Source organism: Mesorhizobium sp. WSM4820, assembly GCF_055811075.1.
In genome coordinates this window covers 17,731-37,168 of record NZ_JBVVQN010000029.1, presented here as the reverse complement: position 1 = coordinate 37,168, position 19,438 = coordinate 17,731, and the positions used below count along the sequence as shown (strand labels likewise).

General features: G+C 59.4%; 13 protein-coding genes and 2 pseudogenes. 5 read left to right on the top strand and 10 right to left on the bottom strand.

The annotated features are described in order from the left end of the window. Nucleotides 1-1,014 precede the first annotated feature (1,014 nt). Together AC0L2R_RS31275 and AC0L2R_RS31270 are read left to right on the top strand one after the other, a co-directional pair. Nucleotides 1,015-1,614, top strand: coding sequence for a transcriptional regulator domain-containing protein (locus AC0L2R_RS31275; protein ID WP_473513509.1), 600 nt, complete (start codon nt 1,015-1,017; stop codon nt 1,612-1,614). 16 nt (nt 1,615-1,630) lie between these two features. Further along, the gene (locus AC0L2R_RS31270; RefSeq protein ID WP_244602886.1) at nt 1,631-1,933 is read left to right on the top strand and encodes a DUF2285 domain-containing protein; all 303 of its coding nucleotides are present in this window, start codon (nt 1,631-1,633) and stop codon (nt 1,931-1,933) included. A 1,453-nt stretch (nt 1,934-3,386) separates the two neighbouring features. Here the strand turns inward: AC0L2R_RS31270 and AC0L2R_RS31265 are convergent. After that, nucleotides 3,387-4,160: an HAD-IIA family hydrolase gene (locus AC0L2R_RS31265; RefSeq protein ID WP_473513489.1), complete on the bottom strand. Its 774-nt coding sequence runs from the start codon at nt 4,158-4,160 to the stop codon at nt 3,387-3,389. A 1,307-nt stretch (nt 4,161-5,467) separates the two neighbouring features. Next, entirely contained in the window at nt 5,468-6,943 is a 1,476-nt protein-coding gene (locus AC0L2R_RS31260) for an NAD-dependent succinate-semialdehyde dehydrogenase (RefSeq protein WP_473513488.1), read from the bottom strand. Between the two features lie 1,466 nt (nt 6,944-8,409). On the opposite strand from AC0L2R_RS31260, the gene AC0L2R_RS31255 reads away from it, so the two are divergent. The 3 genes from AC0L2R_RS31255 (at nt 8,410) to AC0L2R_RS31245 (ending at nt 12,294) form a co-directional block, all read left to right on the top strand. Beyond that, entirely contained in the window at nt 8,410-9,765 is a 1,356-nt protein-coding gene (locus AC0L2R_RS31255) for an aspartate aminotransferase family protein (protein ID WP_473513486.1), read from the top strand. Next, nucleotides 9,756-9,935, top strand: a complete 180-nt coding sequence (locus AC0L2R_RS31250) for a hypothetical protein (RefSeq protein WP_473513485.1) — start codon at nt 9,756-9,758, stop codon at nt 9,933-9,935. Before AC0L2R_RS31255 ends, AC0L2R_RS31250 begins: the two co-directional genes overlap by 10 nt. Before the next feature lie 643 nt (nt 9,936-10,578). Next, nucleotides 10,579-12,294, top strand: coding sequence for a DNA methyltransferase (locus AC0L2R_RS31245; protein WP_473513483.1), 1,716 nt, complete (start codon nt 10,579-10,581; stop codon nt 12,292-12,294). Between the two features lie 395 nt (nt 12,295-12,689). On the opposite strand, the gene AC0L2R_RS31240 is transcribed toward AC0L2R_RS31245, so the two are convergent. From AC0L2R_RS31240 to AC0L2R_RS31205, 8 genes and pseudogenes are all read right to left on the bottom strand, one after another. Beyond that, complete coding sequence (locus tag AC0L2R_RS31240; RefSeq protein ID WP_473513481.1) at nt 12,690-13,700, bottom strand: hypothetical protein; 1,011 nt, start codon at nt 13,698-13,700, stop codon at nt 12,690-12,692. Further along, complete coding sequence (locus AC0L2R_RS31235; RefSeq protein WP_473513479.1) at nt 13,667-14,182, bottom strand: hypothetical protein; 516 nt, start codon at nt 14,180-14,182, stop codon at nt 13,667-13,669. The genes AC0L2R_RS31240 and AC0L2R_RS31235 overlap by 34 nt, the downstream gene beginning before the upstream one ends. Before the next feature lie 265 nt (nt 14,183-14,447). Next, nucleotides 14,448-14,687, bottom strand: a complete 240-nt coding sequence (locus tag AC0L2R_RS31230; RefSeq protein ID WP_473513478.1) for a hypothetical protein — start codon at nt 14,685-14,687, stop codon at nt 14,448-14,450. Between the two features lie 4 nt (nt 14,688-14,691). Beyond that, on the bottom strand, nt 14,692-14,928 hold the full coding sequence (locus AC0L2R_RS31225) for a helix-turn-helix transcriptional regulator (protein WP_473513507.1): 237 nt from the start codon (nt 14,926-14,928) through the stop codon (nt 14,692-14,694). Between the two features lie 110 nt (nt 14,929-15,038). Beyond that, nucleotides 15,039-15,488: a tyrosine-type recombinase/integrase gene (locus AC0L2R_RS31220; RefSeq protein WP_473513476.1), complete on the bottom strand. Its 450-nt coding sequence runs from the start codon at nt 15,486-15,488 to the stop codon at nt 15,039-15,041. Between the two features lie 56 nt (nt 15,489-15,544). Next, nucleotides 15,545-16,591, bottom strand: a pseudogene (locus tag AC0L2R_RS31215) (integrase core domain-containing protein); the annotation flags it as partial. A gap of 77 nt (nt 16,592-16,668) precedes the next feature. Further along, nucleotides 16,669-17,774, bottom strand: a pseudogene (locus AC0L2R_RS31210) (type II toxin-antitoxin system HipA family toxin); the annotation flags it as partial. A 278-nt stretch (nt 17,775-18,052) separates the two neighbouring features. Beyond that, complete coding sequence (locus AC0L2R_RS31205; RefSeq protein ID WP_473513506.1) at nt 18,053-19,438, bottom strand: M16 family metallopeptidase; 1,386 nt, start codon at nt 19,436-19,438, stop codon at nt 18,053-18,055.

The window sequence follows — 19,438 nt, the reverse complement described above, 5'->3', positions numbered from 1 at the left end:
CGACATCGTCGTGAATCCGACAACAAGCGCACAGCGTAATCACCGGATCAACCTCCGGCTCGGACACCGTGCAGAACTCAAGCAGTGAAGTTCACAACGACTTGACTCCAACATCTTCGCTCCGGAACGCTCACGCAGCTGGATTCAATTGGCAGATACAAATGAGGTGATGGACGCCGTGAGTGACCGAGTCGGCTGCGCCTGTGAGTCTGGACACCGCCAGCGGTAAAATCGGGGATCCGAGGAAAGCGATGGGGTCCGCTTGGCCGACCTGATGGTTGTCCAGGCCCTGCAAGCAATCTTGGCCTGTACCGTCCCCTTGATTGCATTCTTGCAGTCTGCCGATCGCGCCAGCAAGCTGCGTTCCAACGGACACATTGGAGTGGCCGCTAGGCCGACTTCGGCTGCTGGCGAACCGTCGTTCAATATGCAAGCTACGAGGGTCAGAAGACAGGGAAGCTCCGGCTCGGCGTGCTCTCGGCGAGGCAGCCAATGATCGGCGATGTCTCGCTGACGCGCCGCATTGGTATACCCGCAACAAGGGCAGTGCGGCGGCAAGTCTGCCTGGAAAATCGGCTGCAGCAGGGGCAAGCCGAGCCCGGCCGCGCTCCATCTCGAAACCGCCGGCAAAGAAAGCCCCGCGTTAGCACCGCCAAAAGAAGCGATTGCGGCCTCGCCGGTTCGTTTTTGCGGTTCCCCTGAACAGTCGGCTCAACCTGTACAACTATACAGGCTGCCACAGGGTGAAACTTGGCCTCCAATGGCGGAAAATTCCCCCAGGAGACCTACGATGACTGAGCTTATAGCGCTCGCGCTACGACAACCTACCCACAATCAGTGTGCAACCCACCGCCACGCTAATGCGCCTGCAAGGAACGTTTGGAACGCGACGCAGGAGCCGATCAATGCCATCAAACCGACTCCCTTGGCGTGCTCAGGCCGCCCTGGCTGTCGCTGCGCGGGTTCGACGGTCTGGTCGCTATTTGCGCGCGTCTTCTGCCCTCTACAGTGCCGATGGCACACGCTTCGACGAAATCGCGCCATCGACCTCTGGTGCCTTTGCCTGCGCTTTGCCAAGTGGCACGGTGTTTCGACATCCGTGGGGGCGGGCAGGGGGGCACGGTCGTGACTACAGTTCTCGTGACTGGCGTGGATGAGGCTGATTGGCGGGATGAAAGGTCGTACGACTACACCACTGGTCTGACGCCGCGCGAATGGGCCTGGGAGTTCTTACGCCGCAATCCAGCATTCCAGTGTGACGTGTTCGCTGCAAGCGAGAAGGCCAATACTTTGTCCCACCGATCCTCGCTCGACGTGGTCACGTCGGCGGGTGACCTGTCACGCTGGGGTGTTCTGTTTCGCCGAGTCTTTTGGTCGCAATTCGCTCGTTTTCTGGTCTCCGTTCTGTTGCGTCCATGTGCTGCCAGTCATTGCAGAACAGCTGTCTGCATCGTGGGCGACATTGCCCTTCGAGCTCTCGGCATTGCCATGTCGTGCGACGGTCCTGCTGGCGCCCGACAAGGGCCAGCATGTTCTTCTTCGCAATGCGGAATATACGCTCCAGCTCGCCGTCTCTGGCGCGGATATCTTGCACCCTGTTTGCCTCCGCACTGAGGCGATCTGGCCAGCAATGCTTTCGAAGCCCCGCTTGAGGGCACTCGAGTGCCTCAATGCTCTAAGTTTGAATCAACACCTGCCTGCCCGATTGTTTCCGCCGGAAAGACGCGGTCCACGTCTAACCTTCGTTCTTCGTGCGCTCGACGGCTCACTTGCTGGGGCGTCACATCGCGAACTCGCCGAAGCGCTGATCGGTCAACGGCGCGTCCATGCCGACTGGAGGGATCCTCGCGATCATCTGCGCGACCGAATTCGCCGCGCCGTCTCTCGTGGCCGCGCCCTCATGAATGGAGGGTACAGAGATTTCCTTCTTTAAGAGAGTGACAGTCCGCCCTGTGCGTCAGCCGGCGAACAGTTCGGAGCTAAACCCGTCACCACCGATTGGCCCGCTCGACATGGCAGCGAACGGCCTTCGAGGGCGCTCTGGTTGAGGCATCGTCGATGCCAAGAGGCACGTTCGTATTGTCCGATGGCCGACAATGTCGAGTATGCAAGGTACAGGAACCTGACTCTCGGGTGTTTTTAAGCGCTTTTTGACCTGGCACCGTACATGCACGCTATTCAGCAAAACACGCGGACTGAGTGGTTCCCACCTCCACGAGAGTCGCTGAATTACGCCACCTCCCAAGGCGTACCCGGCCCGGCAGCGAGCTCAGTCTCCTGCCGGGCATCCGTGTTCAGATGTACTCGCGTTCAGAACTTCAAACTAGAGGCGCAATGTTTCGCGTCCGGCTATGCGAACTGGTGCTGAAGCATTGTCAGACTTCGAGTGCGGTCGTTGTGGCTCCGTATTCACGGCAGCGACTATTTCGGCCATTGCCAACTCGAGATCCGCCTTTCGAGTAAACGTGGAAAGGCTCACTCGCAGCGTAGACTTAGCATCTTCATAGCGTCGTGAGCATGCGACGGAGCGGTGGAGCCAGCGCGGCAGGCGGAACCTGAGGAGAGACAGATTCCGCGCATCGCCAGGCGCTCGACAATCGCATCGGCCTCACACCACGGGATGGTCAAAGAGCACGTATTTGGAAGGCGCGGTGCTTGAATCCCATTAAAACGTACTTGCGGCAGGCGGATTGCCAACTCCCGTTCAAAGTTGTTTCGAAGCGCTTCGATGCCACTCGCTACACTCAGCCGCCGAGCCGCCTGTTCCGCGGCAACGGCCAGTCAGGCGGCTGCTTAGCTGTTCAGCGTCCCGCGCCGTCGCCCGTCCTCCTGTTCACCATAAAAAAAGCGGTTCGAGGCGCAACCCCTCCCTAATGTACAACGCGCCCATACCTTTCGGGCCTTGGAATTAATGCGCTGAGAGGGAGAGCAGATCGACTTCGACGAACTCGTCTGTCAGATCTATGGGTACACGACTAACAACCTGCGCGGCGTCCACGTGTAGGATCGCCTCCGGAGCGAGGCGGCGACGATATCGGTCTAACTACAATGGGTTGAACGACGCCCATCTCGTTGTCGCAGCCATGACAGAAACGAAGGCGGTGTCGGGCGTGAGTGTCGCAGTGAACGCATCTTGTCGATCCGACCTGCCCATTCGCTGGACTAGCCTACTTCGGCGCGCGAGATTCTTCGGTCGAAGACTCTTGCTTCATAGAGGTCAAGACCGGCCTGCATTGGGCTACATGGGTATACTTCGACTAAGTTGTCATGCTTATCACTTCTTTTCTGGATGCGGCCAGCTGTTCCTGCCGATAATTGCCCAGGTTGACGGCCGCCATGCGGAACGCAGAGGGAGCGTTCGGTCTTCGTGTAAAGGTGCGCTCGGCTTATTGGTTCACGATGATCTGGCCCAGATCGGCAAGGCACTCGACCACGTGGTCCGGTCTGAATGGAAACCGCTCTATGTCAGCCAGTTTCGTGACCCCAGTAAGCACAAGGGCTGTCTTCAGGCCCGATTCCAGCCCGGCGAGCACGTCGGTGTCCATGCGGTCACCGACCATGATGGTATCGACAGCTCGCACTCCGAGCCGGTCGAGCGCGTTACGCATCATGAAGGGGTTCGGCTTCCCGACGAAATAGGGCTGGCGGCCGGTGGCCTTCTCGATTAGTGCTGCGACTGCACCGCATGCCGGATGGGAGCCCCGCTCGGTCGGGCCAGTCGCATCCGGATTGGTGGCGAGAAAGCGCGCGCCCTTTGCCACAAGCTCGGCGCCAGTTGCGATCTGCTCGTAGTGGTACGAAGTGGTGTCTCCGAGGACCACGAACTCGGGGGCAAACTCCGTTATCCGGCAGCCTGCCTGCCGCAAGGCGTCGACCAGACCGTGGTCGCCGATGACATAAGCAGATGATCCGTGCTTTTGCAGTTCCACGAACCGCGCAGTGGCGAGCGCCGATGTGTAGATGTGCTCTGGCTGCACGGTGAAGCCGACCGCTCTTAGACGCTCGGCGTGATCTTCGGGCGTGAAGCGCGAGTTATTGGTGAAGATCTGAAACGGCTCAGCCTTGGCGACTAGCCCGGCGACATAGTCGACCGAGCCAGCAATCGGTTGGCCGCCGCGGACCAGGACCCCGTCCATGTCGAGCAGATGCGCTATAATCATTGGATCTCATCCCTCAATGTCTCTCGTGGATGTGCGGCCTGGGCACGTCTAGTGTCACTGTATCTTGTCCAGGCGAGAATGCCGGCGACTGTAGCGATTCAGAGCGATGCGCGAAGGGCGCTCAATTGCTTGTGCGGCAATAAGGAGGTTGCGGCGTAAAAAGTGTCCGCAACCGCTCGCCGTGCGGACGCGCTGCACCGTTGGGTTGACCACATTCGCTGTGTCAGCGCATCTGATGGACGATCGCGCGTTCTAGTTCGCGTGAACCACCTGGCGAGACGTTTCTCTGCAGAACCATCGTGATTGACGGCACCACAGTGATCCAGCATTGTCTCGCGCCGCGGACGCAAACACGCCGGTGCCTTGGCGGACTTTCCAATGGTCGGACAGCCTATCGAATGATTTCGAGTGTCGCTCCCGCGCCCAAGGTGTGATTCAGTACCGAATATTGACGCCGACCGCGAGTGGTTTACCCGTTCATTTGTTTTCGCGTTTCCGCCAAGTCAGGGTGACAGTCGGGCACCTGCGATGTCCCTTCGCGAAGAGCCTGACCCGTTCAAAAGCCTGCTAGTCGCCGAGCTTGGGGCCGCGGCAACAGAAGAGGAGGTATTGCGACTTAGGGCATTTTTGAGGCAGAGCCCGAGACACTTCGTTTTGGGGGCGGCGGCCGGGTATTGATGCTTGGCAGGAGTGAAGATAGAAAATGGCAGCGGCCGGCGTTGCAAAGAAGGGAAGGCAACAGGGCAGCGCTATGACAAGGGCGAGCGTCGATTCAAGCACGTCGGAAAGGGCGCTCATCCCGTGTTTGAATTTCACGACAGCGAGCCGAAAACGTGGGTTGGAAAATGCCCCTCAACCCTATCTGAACGTGATCGGACAAAATTGCTAAATGAGGCAATTGGGGCGCCGAACTGTGATCGGCACCTGCCCGTTCTAAAGAAGCTATACGTCGTTTACCAGGGGACATTTATGAGGCCCAAACGAGCGATTGCGGCCGAACCTATCAGGATATCCATATAAGGGTGAGTTGTCGGCGGCGTGGATCTCCTGGTACTTCTTGATGCTGTCGCCCCGCACAGATGAGATGCTTGCGGCGGTTGGATAGGATGAGCAACGTACCGTCAGGTACCGGCGCCTTGGCTCGTCGCCGCAGAGGCGGTTCAACGTACTGGGCGCCTAGATGCACACTTAAGGCGCGCAGGCCGGGGTCGCGATAGACGACCCGAACCAGCCGCAAGCAGGTTCGCCAAAGCGCTCGATCATCCCTTTGGTTCATTCTGAGCCGGAGGTGTCCATCCACATAGAGATCAGATTCCGCCTATGCAGAGATATTTCATTTCGAGGTAGTCTTCGAGCCCGTGGCGGGAACCCTCCCGCCCGATGCCGGACTGCTTCATCCCGCCAAAGGGCGCCGCTTCCGAAGACATACGCCCCGTGTTGATGCCAACCATGCCATATTCCAATGCCTCGGCCACGCGCCAGACACGCTTCAGGTTCGAGGCATAGAAATAGGCGGCGAGGCCGTAGATCGTGTCGTTGGCCTCACGCACAACCTGATCCGCCTCGTGGAAGCGAATGATCGGCGCCAGCGGCCCGAAAGTCTCCTCTTGCGCAACCGCCATCATGCTGGAGATTTCGGTGAGGACTGTGGGTTTGAAGAAGGTGCCATCCTTGCCGATACGTTCGGCCCCGCATCGAATTGTCCCACCCTTAGCAACGGCATCTGCGATGTGGGACTCGATCTTGGCCAAAGCATTCAAGTCGATGAGCGGTCCGACGTCCACCCCGGGGGCGAAGCCGTCGCCAACCGACAAGCACCGGACTTTCTCCACGAACTTCTCAACGAACTCATCGTGAACGCTCGATTGGACGTAAAGGCGGTTCGCTGAAACGCAAGTCTGGCCGGCGTTGCGGAACTTCGCCTGGATCGCGCCGTCAACCGCAGCGTCGATGTCGGCGTCATCAAAGACAATGAAAGGGGCATTGCCGCCGAGCTCGAGGCTGACCTTCTTGATCTGGTCCGAGCACTGGCGCATGAGCAGCCGGCCAACCTCGGTCGAGCCTGTAAAGCTGATCTTGCGGATCTTGGGATTGGAGCAGAGTTCGCGTCCAACGCCAGCACCTTCGGACGCATAGATCAGGTTGACGACACCGTCTGGAAAGCCGGCTTGATGCGCGAGGGCGAACATTGCGCCTGCCACGAGCGGCGTCTGTTCAGCAGGTTTGAGCACGATCGCGCAGCCCGCCGCCAAGGCCGGCGAGATCTTGCGCGCCACCATCGACGCTGGGAAATTCCATGGCGTAATCGTGCCGACGACACCGATCGGCTGCTTGATCACCAGCATGCGACGGTCTGTCGAGGGTGCGGGGATCGTCTCGCCATAGATGCGATTGGCTTCTTCGGCGTACCATTGCAGATATGCGGCCGCATGCGAAGCCTCCGACTTGGCTTCGGCAAACGGCTTGCCCATCTCTGCAGTGAGTATGGCGGCAAGATCACCGGCGTGGTCGATGATCAGCTCATGCCATCGCCACAGAACGTCGCTGCGTTCTCGGGCGGTCAGAGCCGCCCATCCAGGCTGCGCTACGTAGGCCTTTTCGATCGCAGCGCGTGTCTCCTCCACACCCATGTCGGGAAGTACTGCCAGCACTTCGCCGCTCGACGGGTTGAGGACCTCGAATGTCCGATCGCTAACTGGCGTGCCGAGCGCCGGCAGGCGATCGATGGCGCCAAACAGGTCCGCGGATTTCAGGTGGCGGACCATCGGCAGGCACAGGGGCAATACTGAATTCCTCTCAAACACTGCGGATACGCATGTCAGCAGGCGTCGGTGTATATTCCGCGTCCGGGGATGCTTATAGGGCCTCGGCCTGATGGCTGGTAGACCATTCCACTCAACTTAAAGGGAGAATTCTTGAACTGTCGTGGTCGATGGCTTGCGGTTCTCATTAAGTGACAACCTGAACAATGGACATCGGCTTCCGACCGCGCAGCCAGTTCATGTGGCCTGAACGGATCGCGATCTCTGCCATCGGAAGGGAGGCTCCCATGAGGAGAGGCGAGCCACGATTCGGCGGATCGGTCGACTGACCCGGCAGGTGCTTCGCACGCCCGCGAAAACAGCTCCGCCGGCCTTTCTCACCGACCCGAATTTATCTCCCCGAGAAAGGGAGAAGGAAGGCAAACTGGGCTGCCGGGCTCATCCTTGCCCCCAGCGTCAGGCCGACGACCATAAATGGCGGGCTCGGCCGGAAGCAGCTCCGCCGCTGCCCTGACTTGAATGAGCATCACCGATCGATCAGGCTGCGCGGCGCTGAGTGTTGTTGATGCCGAGCTTCTCGAGCTGCGATTGGAGGGGCGGGGCTGCAATCGACCTGGAGGGATCCAGTTTGTGGATAGCATAGGCGCCGATCCATGTTCCTTGGTTGCCTCACCTTGAAGACCAGGAGATGTTCCTGTTTCCGGCCGTGTCCGATTGAAGACGTCTTAGGTTCGAAACCCGACACAACTGACGCCCCGGCATCCCACCCGCGTGGCACGAATGCGTGCTTTTCTCCTTTTGATCGCGCTCTCGGTGGCACGTCAATTGCACGTGACAGTTAACGGCCGGGGGGGCCAGACGAATTGTTCCTCTCGATCAACCAACTGCGCGCAGAACGTGACGGTGCGCAAAACTGAGGGAGTAGCTGATGCGAGTAGTCGTCGTATAGATCCATGGTCACACCGGCATGATCATCGGTTCAGCCGCGCCCGGAGGTCGTCCACCGCGGCGAGGTCGAAAGCATGACGGCGGTACTGCGAGAGGGCGGCCACCAGACGCCGGGGTGCGACGGCGATAAAGAACTGCTCGCTTCGCTCGTGTGGTTTATGCCGCCCATCCGCAGGCCCGGCCCTCGGGGATCGCCTTCAACATGCGTACGGTATTCAGGGCGAGAAGTGGTCTCACCCACGTTCCCGCCATGCCCCGGCGGGCATCCCGTACACCGGATCCGGCCCGCCCCGGCATGGGCTAGCGCAAGATCATCGCCAAGAGACTAGCCCGCGATGCCGGCGTGCCGACGCCGCATTTTCGCGTGATGGTTGCGGCACCGAGGGTGCCGGCGAGCTGCGATTCCGCCAAAAGTAGGCAGCATTCTCGATCCGTGTTGATGGTGCAAGCACCTCCATCAGAACTCGCTCCAGCGCCAAATGGCATCAAAGTTTCGTAGAGCCTCGCCATCTCGACAAAGGTAGACAAGGAGTTCGGACATGCAGCGCATTTCAGGGCTGGGCCACAACCGGGGAGAGGTCGTTGGGCCAAAATCTCGCGAGGAGTTTCAACGAGCGCTAAAGATCACGCCCGGCGGCAGCATGCGTGCTGCGCAGTTCTTCGCTCCCCACCCGCCCTATGCTGTGGCAGGAGCGGCCAGCTGGATCACTGACGCGGACGGCAGCAAGGTCTTCGACTGCGCAAACAACTCCTTCTCGCTCATTCACGGCCATGCCTTTCCGCCGGTGATCGAGGCGCTGCATAAGGTCCTGGACGACGGCACCGCATTCGGGCTTCCGACCACAAGCGAGACCAGGCTCGCGGAAGCAATCACGACGCGTTCGCCGAAGCTTGAGCAGGTCCGCTTTACGAGCTCCGGCACAGAGGCTGTTATGTTCGCTGTCAAGGCCGCTCGCGCTATTACAGGGCGCCCGATGATTGCCAAGTTCGAGGGCGCATATCACGGCGCCTATGACTATGTGGAAGTGAGCCTTGATTCTGCACCAAATAACTGGGGCGATTCATCCCCTAACAGTGTGCTCTATGCCAGTGGAACTCCCGCCTCCACCGCCGCGGATGTCCTTGTCCTTCCTTACAACGAGCCCAAGTCGTGCAGAGAGCTCATCCGTGCACACCGTGAGCGCCTCGCCGCGATCCTTCTCGATCCAGTTGCTCCCCGCGTGGGCATGGTTCCGATAGAGGCGGATTTGCGGGAGATCATCCAGGATTGCTGTAACCGCTACGGCATCCTGCTTGTGGTTGACGAGGTCGTTTCTTACCGCGTCGGTTTCCGTGGCGCCCATGACATCTTCGGCTTTGAGCCGGACCTGGTCGCTTTGGGCAAGATCATCGGCGGAGGTTTGCCCGTTGGAGCCGTAGCGGGGCCTGCGTCGTACATGGCGGTCTTCGATCACACCAGGGGCAAGCCAGCCGTGTCCCACGGCGGCACGTTCAGCGCAAACCCGCTCAGCATGACAGCTGGGCTGGCGGCACTGCAATCATACACAAAGGATGCCGTGGCCCGTCTTAACCAGATGGGCGAAACGCTTCGCAGTGAAATCATCGAGCAACTCAGAAGGCGCGAACTCCCCGCGCAGGTTACCGGCGCCAGCTCCCTCTTTCGGCTCCACCTGAAGACCGAAGTGATCCGAAACTACCGGACCTCGTTCCCGAGCGCGTTGCAGAAGGCGGCGCTCGCAAAGGTGCACCTTGCAATGCTGGAACGGAGTTTTCTAATGACGACGAATTGCTCTGGCGCGCTCTCGACCCCAATGAGCGAGACCCATGTCCAAGATCTAGCCGCAGCGCTCGTGGATGCCGTTCATGAAACTTGGAAACAATCTCCGTGGGACTGATCGAGCAATGGTGGAAAGCGCAGCTTCGCGGCAGCGCTCGCGTCGGCGGCTTCGCCGGTACGCACGACAATAACGTCGAACGGCGCACCGACGACCGTTGCCATGTCGAGAACACGCTGCAATCAAATGGGCGGTCATCGGTGCCGCTCGCACCCGGTTTAACAAATTAATTTCGACCGTTAGCTGCCAATTGCGCTTGGCGCAGTATGGCAGCGCCTGGCGCGGCTGGTCCGGGATCGACCGGTAATTGTCAGCTTGCCTGCCCGTGCACACGCGCAAATCGAGGGCCGCGCGCAACGACGCCCCATCGGCTTCGCGGTTTGACTGCGGTGAAGAGGTTTGCGTTCGTTTTTCACCGAACCTCCAGCATTCCTGCCGTTTTCTGAGATTTTGCAGGGTTGATTTGCGGCGTTTCCCAGTCCTTCTACCCAGTGTGATTTGTTTTTGCTGGGAGCCCGCTTCCTGCACAATGGCCCGGACCTGCGCCCGGATTTGCTACATCTAAACGCGGGAATTTAGCAGTACAGACGTATATGTACGTGGCCATACTGCGAAATTCTTAGACATGGCTGAAATCGATCCGGGAAATCCGGAAATCCGGGAAATCCGGGAAACCGATGCCGCCCGCTCCAATCCACAAGCGCCAGATTTACGGCACCGTTGAATATCTTACTCTTTCTGCATTGCAAAAGTATTCTGTACGGTCATTCCACCCCAAACGGGACGGTGGGAAAAGATCGGCATTCGTTAACAAACATTTAATTCTCAAATAATTAACCACGCTCTGCAACACTGTTGCAGGGGAGTTACGCTATGAACAAGCTATTCTTTGGCGACAATCTTGACGTGTTAAGGGGGCAAATTAAGGACGAGAGCGTTGATCTTGTCTATTTGGACCCGCCATTTAATTCGAACGCTAACTACAACGTCCTATTTAAGGAACAAGAAGGCATTCCATCAGAAGCGCAAGCGGAGGCGTTTCGTGATACCTGGGGCTGGGGGCAATCTGCGGCCATAGCCTACGATGAAGTAGTTCGCGCCGGCGGTGATACCGGTCTTCTGATGCGTTCCCTACGCTCATGGCTAGGCGATAACGCCATGATGGCTTACCTCGCCATGATGTCAGTTAGACTGATTGAACTGCGGCGCGTTTTGAAGCCAAGCGGCTCCCTCTATCTTCATTGTGATCCGACTGCGAGCCACTACTTGAAGATCCTACTGGACGCGATTTTTGGTCACCGTGAATTCGTCTCTGAAATCATATGGCAAAGAACGAATGCGAGGGGCACAACTGGCAGGTGGCCTCGGTTACACGATACCATCCTGCATTTTTCAGCGAGCGATAAGTTCCTCTTCAATTCCCTGAAGACAAAAGCAAACCAGGCAAAACTTCCCCACACATTGATAACCGGCGCTGATGGCCTCAAGTACCAGACATTCGAACTGACAGCACCCGGCATCACAAAGAACGGGGACAGCGGCAAAGAGTGGCGGGGATTCAATCCTACGCGTATGGGTCGACACTGGGCTAATAACGATGCCGAGCGGAATACTTGGGACGTTGACGGCCTCATACATTGGCCCGCGAAGGGCGGCTTTCCGCGCCGCCGCGCCGCCACCCCGTTCGAACCAGAGGCGAGAGAGGTCGTAGTTGGAGACGTTTGGACCGATATCGACCGACTGAACCAAACGGCCAAGGAACGCTTGGGCTATCCCACTCAAAAACCAATAGCCCTGTTAGATAGGATTATCCGCGCGTCGACAGATGAAGACGCGGTGATTTTGGACCCGTTCTGCGGCTGTGGCACCACCGTTGAAGCGGCGGAGCGTTTAGGTCGGAAGTGGCTAGGGATTGATGTCACCCACTATGCAGTAACGCTCATAGAGCGCCGGCTTAGTAAGATACAAAATAGTTCGGCATATCAAGTTCACGGACGCCCCACGGATATTGCGGGCGCTCGCGATCTTGCGAGGCGCGACAAGCACCAGTTTCAGTGGTGGGCCTCTTGGCTGCTTGGCGCGCAGACCTATGAGTCAAAAAAGGGCGCCGATAGGGGGATAGACGGCAACATCTATTTTGCAAATGGCCCTTACGGGTTCGGCAGGATAATTGTCTCAGTGAAGGGGGGAGAGCATCTTGCGCCAGCAATGGTTCGGGAACTGAGCGGCGTGGTCCAAAGAGAAGAAGACGCGAACATGGGGATTCTTGTCACTCTTGCTGAACCGACTAAGGCAATGCTTTCCGATGCTGCCGGGGCAGGGTTCGTGGAGCGATCCGCTCACGGGAGGCTGCCCCGCGTGCAGATCGTAACTGTGGGGGACTTGCTCGATGGCCGTTACCCCGCAATGCCACCGTTGCCGCCGCCCGCCATCACAAGAGTTCGCACGAAGGCGGCGCGAGACCGAGACCAACTTGAACTGCTCCTGCCCTTTGATGCCCATGGGCCAAAGATTCCGAGCGGCGCAATTCTCGATCCGCGTTTCTTGGCACTAGACGGTGAGGCGTCTAGGCGGTCTTCTTCGGCTTGACATCATTCTTGGCGGGCGGCGACTTCGCCTATCGCGCTATTAGAACTGCGAGGGTACTGGCGTCGAAGCAGGTTGGCGTAGCTGCCTGGGGCCGTGATGTCGTCGGAATTTGTTGATCGGCATGGTATATTAGGGGGGAAAATAGGAGGGGGGCCGCAGGTTTCCAAGGTATACCCATTTTCAAGAACCTTGACGTACGCGGTCGAATGGGATGTCGGTCCTAAGTTCGTTTACGTCTTGAGCGGTCGTGTTATTTCTGACTTTGAGATATTCACTGTGCCCGGCCTTAATCCAATGACGGGGGAAGTTCGGCGTCCAGTCAGGGGCTCCGCCATGGACGAAATAGAAAAAGGATTGAAGACGTCGCCGTTTGTTTATTTAGTCGATGATATCGATCACCAGTTTGACATCCCCGGATGGGCTGCCGACGAACCATCATGACCCTCCCTGGCCACTCGCCACACAGTGCTGTTGCTGTTGCTGTCACGAGGTAGTTGTTCGACCCATCGCCCGCCAATCCGCGTTCCGGCATATCGCGCCAGATACCGCCCGAACCGTTTCGATGAAAATGCGCCGCTCCGCTCGATGAAGCCGCAGAGCGCTTCCCTGAGGAGCGGACTATCAGTAGCCCGGAGAGCTATTTCCCGCGTCGTGAAGGGCCAGTTTGGCAGGACTTCGATGATCTCGGCAAGTTCGTCCTTCTCCGGGTCCGCTGCCCTCTGCGCGGCCACATCGCCCCGGCAATCAACTAGCCCGAGCCAGATCAAGGAAGATCGGACCAGATCGCTCCAATCTTCGAAGCCGCCCATGGGCGAGGCTCTGTTAGGTGCGCCCGCCGACAGATAGGCGCGCTCGACCGTCAGCGCAGCTGCAACTAGTTCGGGCCGCCTACGCATGGCTAGGTCAATCGCGTCGAATTCGAAACGCCGTTCCTCGGGCCGCTCACACTTGGCGTCTAGCCTGATTTGGATCGTGCGCCGGTTCAGATCACCATAGACTGTGAGGTTGTTGCCAGTGGCGCAAATCAGGCTTGTCGCCGGAATGCGAAGCACGCGAACCTGAACCTCATCCTGCGTGAGCATTTGGCAAAGCTGATCGCTACGCAGAATGTGAGTACAGTTGTTGATGCTCAGGATCGGATCGCCTGCGAGCGCGCACGCGCCGACCCGCTTCTCGAGTTCGGCCTCGTCTGGCGTTGGAGTGATGACAGCCGCCCGCCGACCTGTCGCCATTATCGCCGCGATATCGACCACCAAGCTCTTGCCAGTTCCGGCAGATGGAGCAGTCACCGCGAACATGGGCGCGGTTTTCAGGCTGGGGCGCAGTACGCTCGTGATCAGCAGCGCCAGTGCAGCAGCGCGGTCGCTCTCGTTTACAAAGGGAAGCGCGGCGATCGGTTCCGACAAGACGGCAAGAGCTTCCACAGCTTGCCGTTTAGACGGGCTTTAACTGCCGCCAGAGCTGTCCGCCTACCAGGAGTAGGCCAGTCTTCGCTGAGGACTGTACCGTCAGGCCGGAGCGTGGGCGCGCTGATAACCGCTCTCAGTCGCGGCATGGTCGAGTTATGGCCCTTTCTCGCGAGGACCATTTTTGCCACCTCGGGCGGGCAGTCGCACGGCACGAAGTCATTAACCCGCAGATTGAATTTCATAAACAGTGCCGTTTCCGTCAGAACCTCGATAAGCGCGGCCTCAGTTAGGGTTGTGACGATCACCGATCCGTCAGGACGACTGATATTCTCGCCATGCTTGGCAACAGTCAGGGTCTGAGAGGGAGTGCGGTGGGTGACCGGGCTAACAAGTTCGTCTGCGCGTGAGAAGATGCCAAAGTCCCGGTTTGAGAGGACGGCGACCGCTTGGTTGACTGCCCGGTGGATTTCGCCCTTCACGACATTGATCCGGGGCTTGGCAGGTGGGGGCTCAGCCGGGGGCGTGGAGATCGTCTCGACCGGGCGCACGCGCCCAGCGGGCTCGCCTGCCGGTTTCTGTTGCGGTGGCGACCATGGCCTTGCGGTCGCGCATGAAGGCGTCAAGCTGATCCTTTGTCCAGCCGTCATCAACCGGGTCGGCGCAATCCCAGCCCTTTTTCGGCTGCTTGCCGCTCCGCCAGTCTGCAAACGAATAGGCGCATGTGAATTCAGATTAAGCATGCGGCTAAATCGGATCGTCTTCAGCCGCGATGCGCTGGACAGCAGCAAGCTCCGCCTTCGCGCAGTCGTCGCAAATCTCATCAAGGGTCCGACTGGTCGTCAGAGCAGGCTTGATCGTGAGGGCCTCCGCTGCCTGCATCGCCTCAAGGGGAACGGGCTTCGCGTTTGGGCGAGGAAACGGGATCACGTTGTCGTCGACGATCTGGTGTCCAGTCCTCGCGCAGAAAACTATGTCTTCGGCCATGGAATCACGCGGCAACATCGCGGTCAGCCTTGGCGGCCTCCCATGCTTCAAGATCGGATAGCCGCCAACGCAAACATCCCGGCGAGAGGCGGATCGGCTTCGGAAAGGTGCGGTCGTTCTGTGCCCACTTCCATATAGCGGCACGACAAACGCCGTAGCGCGCTCCGGCTTGCCTGTCCGTGAGATACGGAGCGGAAGGATCGGCCGGATGTAGCGTGGCCTTTCTCTGACCTTTTGTCAGGCGTCTGTGTAGATGTCATTTCTGGTCTCCATCTGTCTACGATGGAACTCATAAGTCGCAAATGGTTGCCGCCACCAATCGCCGCTGCATCCCGCACAATCGGCGCTAGATCAGCGCCGGCCCTGGAATGGCAAGAGCTTACCCTTGGCCGTACGAGCAGCGAGGAAGTCTGCCCACGCCGCCATCATTTGCCGGCGCTTTTCCATCATGTCGCCGCGCCGGTAAGCTGCCTCGACGGCGTTGCTGACCTTGTGCGCAAGCGCGGTTTCGGCCATTTCGCCGGCAAAGTTGGTGCGTTCAGACACCCAATCGCGAAACGTCGAACGCAGGCCGTGCGGCACCGCTGCGCGCTTTGACGCCCGATCCACAAACCCAGCGCCGCCTTCCTTCACGTCCGCCTCATGTAGACGCTTCATTGTCGCGCTCAACGTCATGTCGGACAGTGTGCCGCCCCTCGCAGCCGGAAACACCAGCGGATTATCAGCGAGGCGCGGCAGGGCTTTCAGCAGTGTCGCGGCATCGGTCGTGAGTGGAACACGATGTTCCCGGCCCATTTTCATTCTAGCCGCAGCACGATCCACACCGACTTTTCGAGATCAATTTCATCTCAGGTTGCGCCGCGCCTTTGACCGGCGAGCACGGTGGAGACGTTGATCTTCTTCCTGTGCATGCAGATGCGGACGCAGGCGGTGACGAGAGCGTCGCGATCGTGGAAAGGGGTATTCCACCTCCGGCAAGCCTTCATAGGCTCTTGAAGAGGGCGTGTAGAGTTCGGCCGGCGCCTTCATGGCAAGCGCTTCGTGCGGCCTTTCCTCATTGAACTCTTTGACGAAAGCCTCGAACCTCGCCTGCTGCTGCAGGATGTTTGAGCCCGGCGGCCGGGTCGTTTCCTTCTTCAGCGTCAGATGCATGCGCTCGTGGCGGCCGTTCTGCTGGGGGTGGCCGGGCCTGATGCGCTCGATGGCGATGCCGAGCCTGAGCCAGAAGACCGACAGCCTGGACAGGTTGTAGAGGCCGTTGGGCGAAGCGAAGGGCAGGCCGTTGTCGCTCCTGATGGCGGCAGGCAGGCCGCGTTCCCTGAACAGGCGGATGAAGGCCTCGATGACCGGGCCTTCCTTCGTCGGTTCGAGCGCTTCGCAGGCGAGCAGGTAGCGCGAGGCCTGGTCGGTGACCGTCAGGGGGTAACCGTCGCCCAGCCGGAACTCGCCTTTGAAGTCCGTGCACCACAACGCGTTGGGCACTGCCGCCTGTGACAGTTGCGTCCCCTCGGCCGTGAAGCGCCGCCGCTGACGGGCGCGCTTCACGAGGCCGTGACGATCGAGCACGGCATGCACCGTGCTCTTCGAGGGTATGCGGACATCGCCGGCGAGCCTCCTGATCAGGAGCTCCCTGATCTTCCTGGCGCCCCAGTGCGGCTTGCCCTTCTTGGTTGCCACGATCGTCCGCTCGATCTGTTCGGGCAGCTGGTGGCGTAGCGCACCGGCCGACGCGAGCGGTCGGTGAGCGCCTCCAGGCCATCATCCTTGTAGCGGTTGAAGATCTTGTAGCCGGTCTTGCGCGAAATCCCGAACTCCCGGCACACATCGCTCATGCCTTCGCCGTCCAGAAGACGGGCCACGAAGCGTAGACGTTCTTCCATCACCGAACACTCTCTCCACGGCATCAACACCTCCGGCCAAAAAGCCAAAAGTGTTACCCATGTGTCCGGTACAAAACGTCACCTATGTCTCAGGTCGGGCAGATATGGGTGAATGGTTTGCCGGTACTGGGGTAGAGAGTACCGTCGTTATCGAGAAACACCGGCGCTTTGATCTGAACGCCTGATAAACGCGGCGAATCGGTACGCTCGAAAATCTCCGCCAGATTGCGCTCGAAGCTCTGCTCCAGATCGCCACGACCCGGCCCTGCATATGGCCAGTGAAGATAGAATTTCTAGTGAAGCCATTGAGCCGGGTTAGCAGGACGTCGGGCGGCAGGGCGGAGAGATCGCTCGCACGCTCGACGATGGTGATGTTGGACATGTAGCGTTTGCCCGAGCGCAGCGTCGCGCGCTCGTCGCGGTCATTCAACACCGACTCAAGCCAGCCTTCAGGCAGCAGCGAGAGGATGAAAGGAGGGAGCTTGCCCGGCGTGGTCTGGCAAACAAGTGGCGGGCCATCCTGATCGTCTGGATTCCCAGCGCCACTCAAAACCATCATGTGTGAGATTGCCGAGCGGAGCGCCGTGCCACGCTACGATCAGATCGAACGCGGCTTCATTGCGCGCAGGCTCTGCGGTCACTGGACGGCGCAGGAGGAAGCGCTCGGCGTGCTCGCCTTCGCGATACCACTGGTTTTCGCGGGCAAGCGCCCATGTCGCGTCGGCAGCGCCCTGGGCGCTGCCGTATTCTTCTATGAGGCGGTTCGCGATTGTCTCGCGCATCGTCTCATCGATGGATGCCGCGTGTTCGCTGCGCAGGCGGAAAGCTTCGAGGAAGCGCTGGCGCATCGAGGATGCGTCGATCCGGAATTCTCCCATGCCATCATTCGCTTGAGCGACTGATGGGTGGTCGGGAGCTGCGTTCTGAATGATTTCCAGCGAGCGCAAGCGCGTGCGCTGTATTCGTCGCCCGCTCAGGAACAGACGGCCATCGCGGGTCGGGCCGAGAAGGACAGCGCTCGCCGCCGAGAGGTAAGCGTTGGGATACAGGTATTTGCGACGCGGACGGCGTGTTTGAGTATGGTGGCCTCGATATCCTCCCCGGCATCGACATAGATGCCGCGCTTTAGCTGGACGAGCTTGCCCGTTTCAGCCTGATAGTGGCTGCGGGTTTTATCGATGTTTTCCCCGACGAGGTGAAGGGCCATTTTCTAACTTTCTCGTATTTGAAATACGGGAAAGTTAGCATACCTGAGCTCCAGATATTAAGAAAATTGAACTTTCGCGATTTCAAATACGCGAAAGTTAATACCTTCTCGGAACGTCGAGGGTCTCCTGCTCGGCAATCGAACCGCCGGGCGAGAACCTAGTCTACGAGGGCGAGCAGGAAGAAATCAAGGCGTTCATTCTGCCACACCATGTCGGATCAGCAACAGGTTGGCGGAGTCCTTCAGCAACTATTCCTAGAACGCGAGATTATTCGCTGTCACGGGACACCAGCTAGCCGCGGGCCAACGCCCATAATGGCGGGCTCGACCGAAAGCAGTTTCTTCGCCGCCGCCCTGACTTCGTCGAGCGTCACCTGCTCGATGAGGGCAGGGCGGTGCTGGATGTAGTCTATGCCGCGCTTGTCGAGCTGCAGCCTGAGAAGCGTGGCTGAAATCGCCGTGGAGGAACCCAGATTGCTCATAGCATAGGCCCCGATCAGATACTTTTTGCTCGCTTCGAGCTCGGCCGCTGTTGGCCCGGTGTCCACCAGCTCCTTGATTACTTGTCTAATCAGGTCGAGCGTCTCCGCCGCCCTGTCGGCGCGCGTCGACGTGGTCACGACAAGCGTGTTGGAATGCTGGTGGCCTTCCAAACTAGAGGACACACCGTAGGCCAGGCCACGCTTTTCCCGCACTTCCTGGAACAGACGTGAGGTGAATGACGAGCCTCCGAGTATATCGTTTATCAGCTGCGCGGCATAGAATTCCGGGTCGCTGCGTCCGACGCCGGGAAAAGCCAGCTGGAGCGAAGTCTGGGGCAGGGCGTATGCGACCAACGTCCACTGGCCGAGCTTCGGGGTGACATCAGGTACCTGGGCGAGCGCCTGCCTCTGAGGCAAATCGCCGAACAACTGGTCGAGCCTTGCACTCAGGGCTTTAGCATCGATGTCGCCGACAACCGCCACGTGCAGCCCCTCGCGGGCGAAAGCGGCCTTGTGGAAGGCGCTTAGATCGGCGGGCGTTATGCGGGCCAGGCTTTCCTTGGTGCCCTCGGGCGGCCTCGAATACGGATGCGCGCCGTAGAGCCTGCGCCGCCATGCATCCCTGCCGATCGCGTGAGGTTCGCGCTCGTTGGCAATAATGCCGGAGAGAAGCTGAGCGCGGATTCGGTCAAAGGGTTCCTGATCGAAGCGGGGCCTGTTCAACGCGAGCCTGATGAGATCGAAAGCGGCGTCCTGGCGCTGGGAAAGCATGCGCACCGAGCCATAGATGCCGTCAGGCCGCGCGTGGAAGCTCATCTCAGCGCCGGCATCATCGAGCCGCACCTGAAAGGTGTCGCCGCCGTGATCGCCTGCGCCCTCGTCGAACAAGCCGGTCATCAAATTGGCAAGCCCCTCCTTACCGGCCGGGTCCTGGCTGGTGCCGCCGTCAAACACGAACTGGAGCGTGACGATCGGCAGCTTATGGTCTTCCACCAGCCAGGCGGTGATCCCCTTTTCAGATTTCACCTCCTGGATGTTCGCCGCAGCACGGGCGGTACACGCTGGCAGGGTGAGGAAGAAAATAGCAAGGCAAAGGACAGCCAGCCAGGAGGCGAGGCGCCAGCCTTGTCCAAAAGGAGAGGGCAATGCCTGTGGAATGGCCCTGCGGAATTGGTTCGTCAT

Bases quoted from the DNA above. Each gene is read 5' to 3' on its own strand.
- AC0L2R_RS31275 (WP_473513509.1), top strand. From the start codon at position 1,015: ATGGCACACGCTTCGACGAAATCGCGCCATCGACCTCTGGTGCCTTTG.
- AC0L2R_RS31270 (WP_244602886.1), top strand. From the start codon at position 1,631: ATGCTTTCGAAGCCCCGCTTGAGGGCACTCGAGTGCCTCAATGCTCTA.
- AC0L2R_RS31265 (WP_473513489.1), bottom strand. From the start codon at position 4,160: ATGATTATAGCGCATCTGCTCGACATGGACGGGGTCCTGGTCCGCGGC.
- AC0L2R_RS31255 (WP_473513486.1), top strand. From the start codon at position 8,410: ATGCAGCGCATTTCAGGGCTGGGCCACAACCGGGGAGAGGTCGTTGGG.
- AC0L2R_RS31245 (WP_473513483.1), top strand. From the start codon at position 10,579: ATGAACAAGCTATTCTTTGGCGACAATCTTGACGTGTTAAGGGGGCAA.
- AC0L2R_RS31230 (WP_473513478.1), bottom strand. From the start codon at position 14,687: ATGGCCGAAGACATAGTTTTCTGCGCGAGGACTGGACACCAGATCGTC.
- AC0L2R_RS31220 (WP_473513476.1), bottom strand. From the start codon at position 15,488: ATGAAAATGGGCCGGGAACATCGTGTTCCACTCACGACCGATGCCGCG.
- AC0L2R_RS31205 (WP_473513506.1), bottom strand. From the start codon at position 19,438: ATGACGAACCAATTCCGCAGGGCCATTCCACAGGCATTGCCCTCTCCT.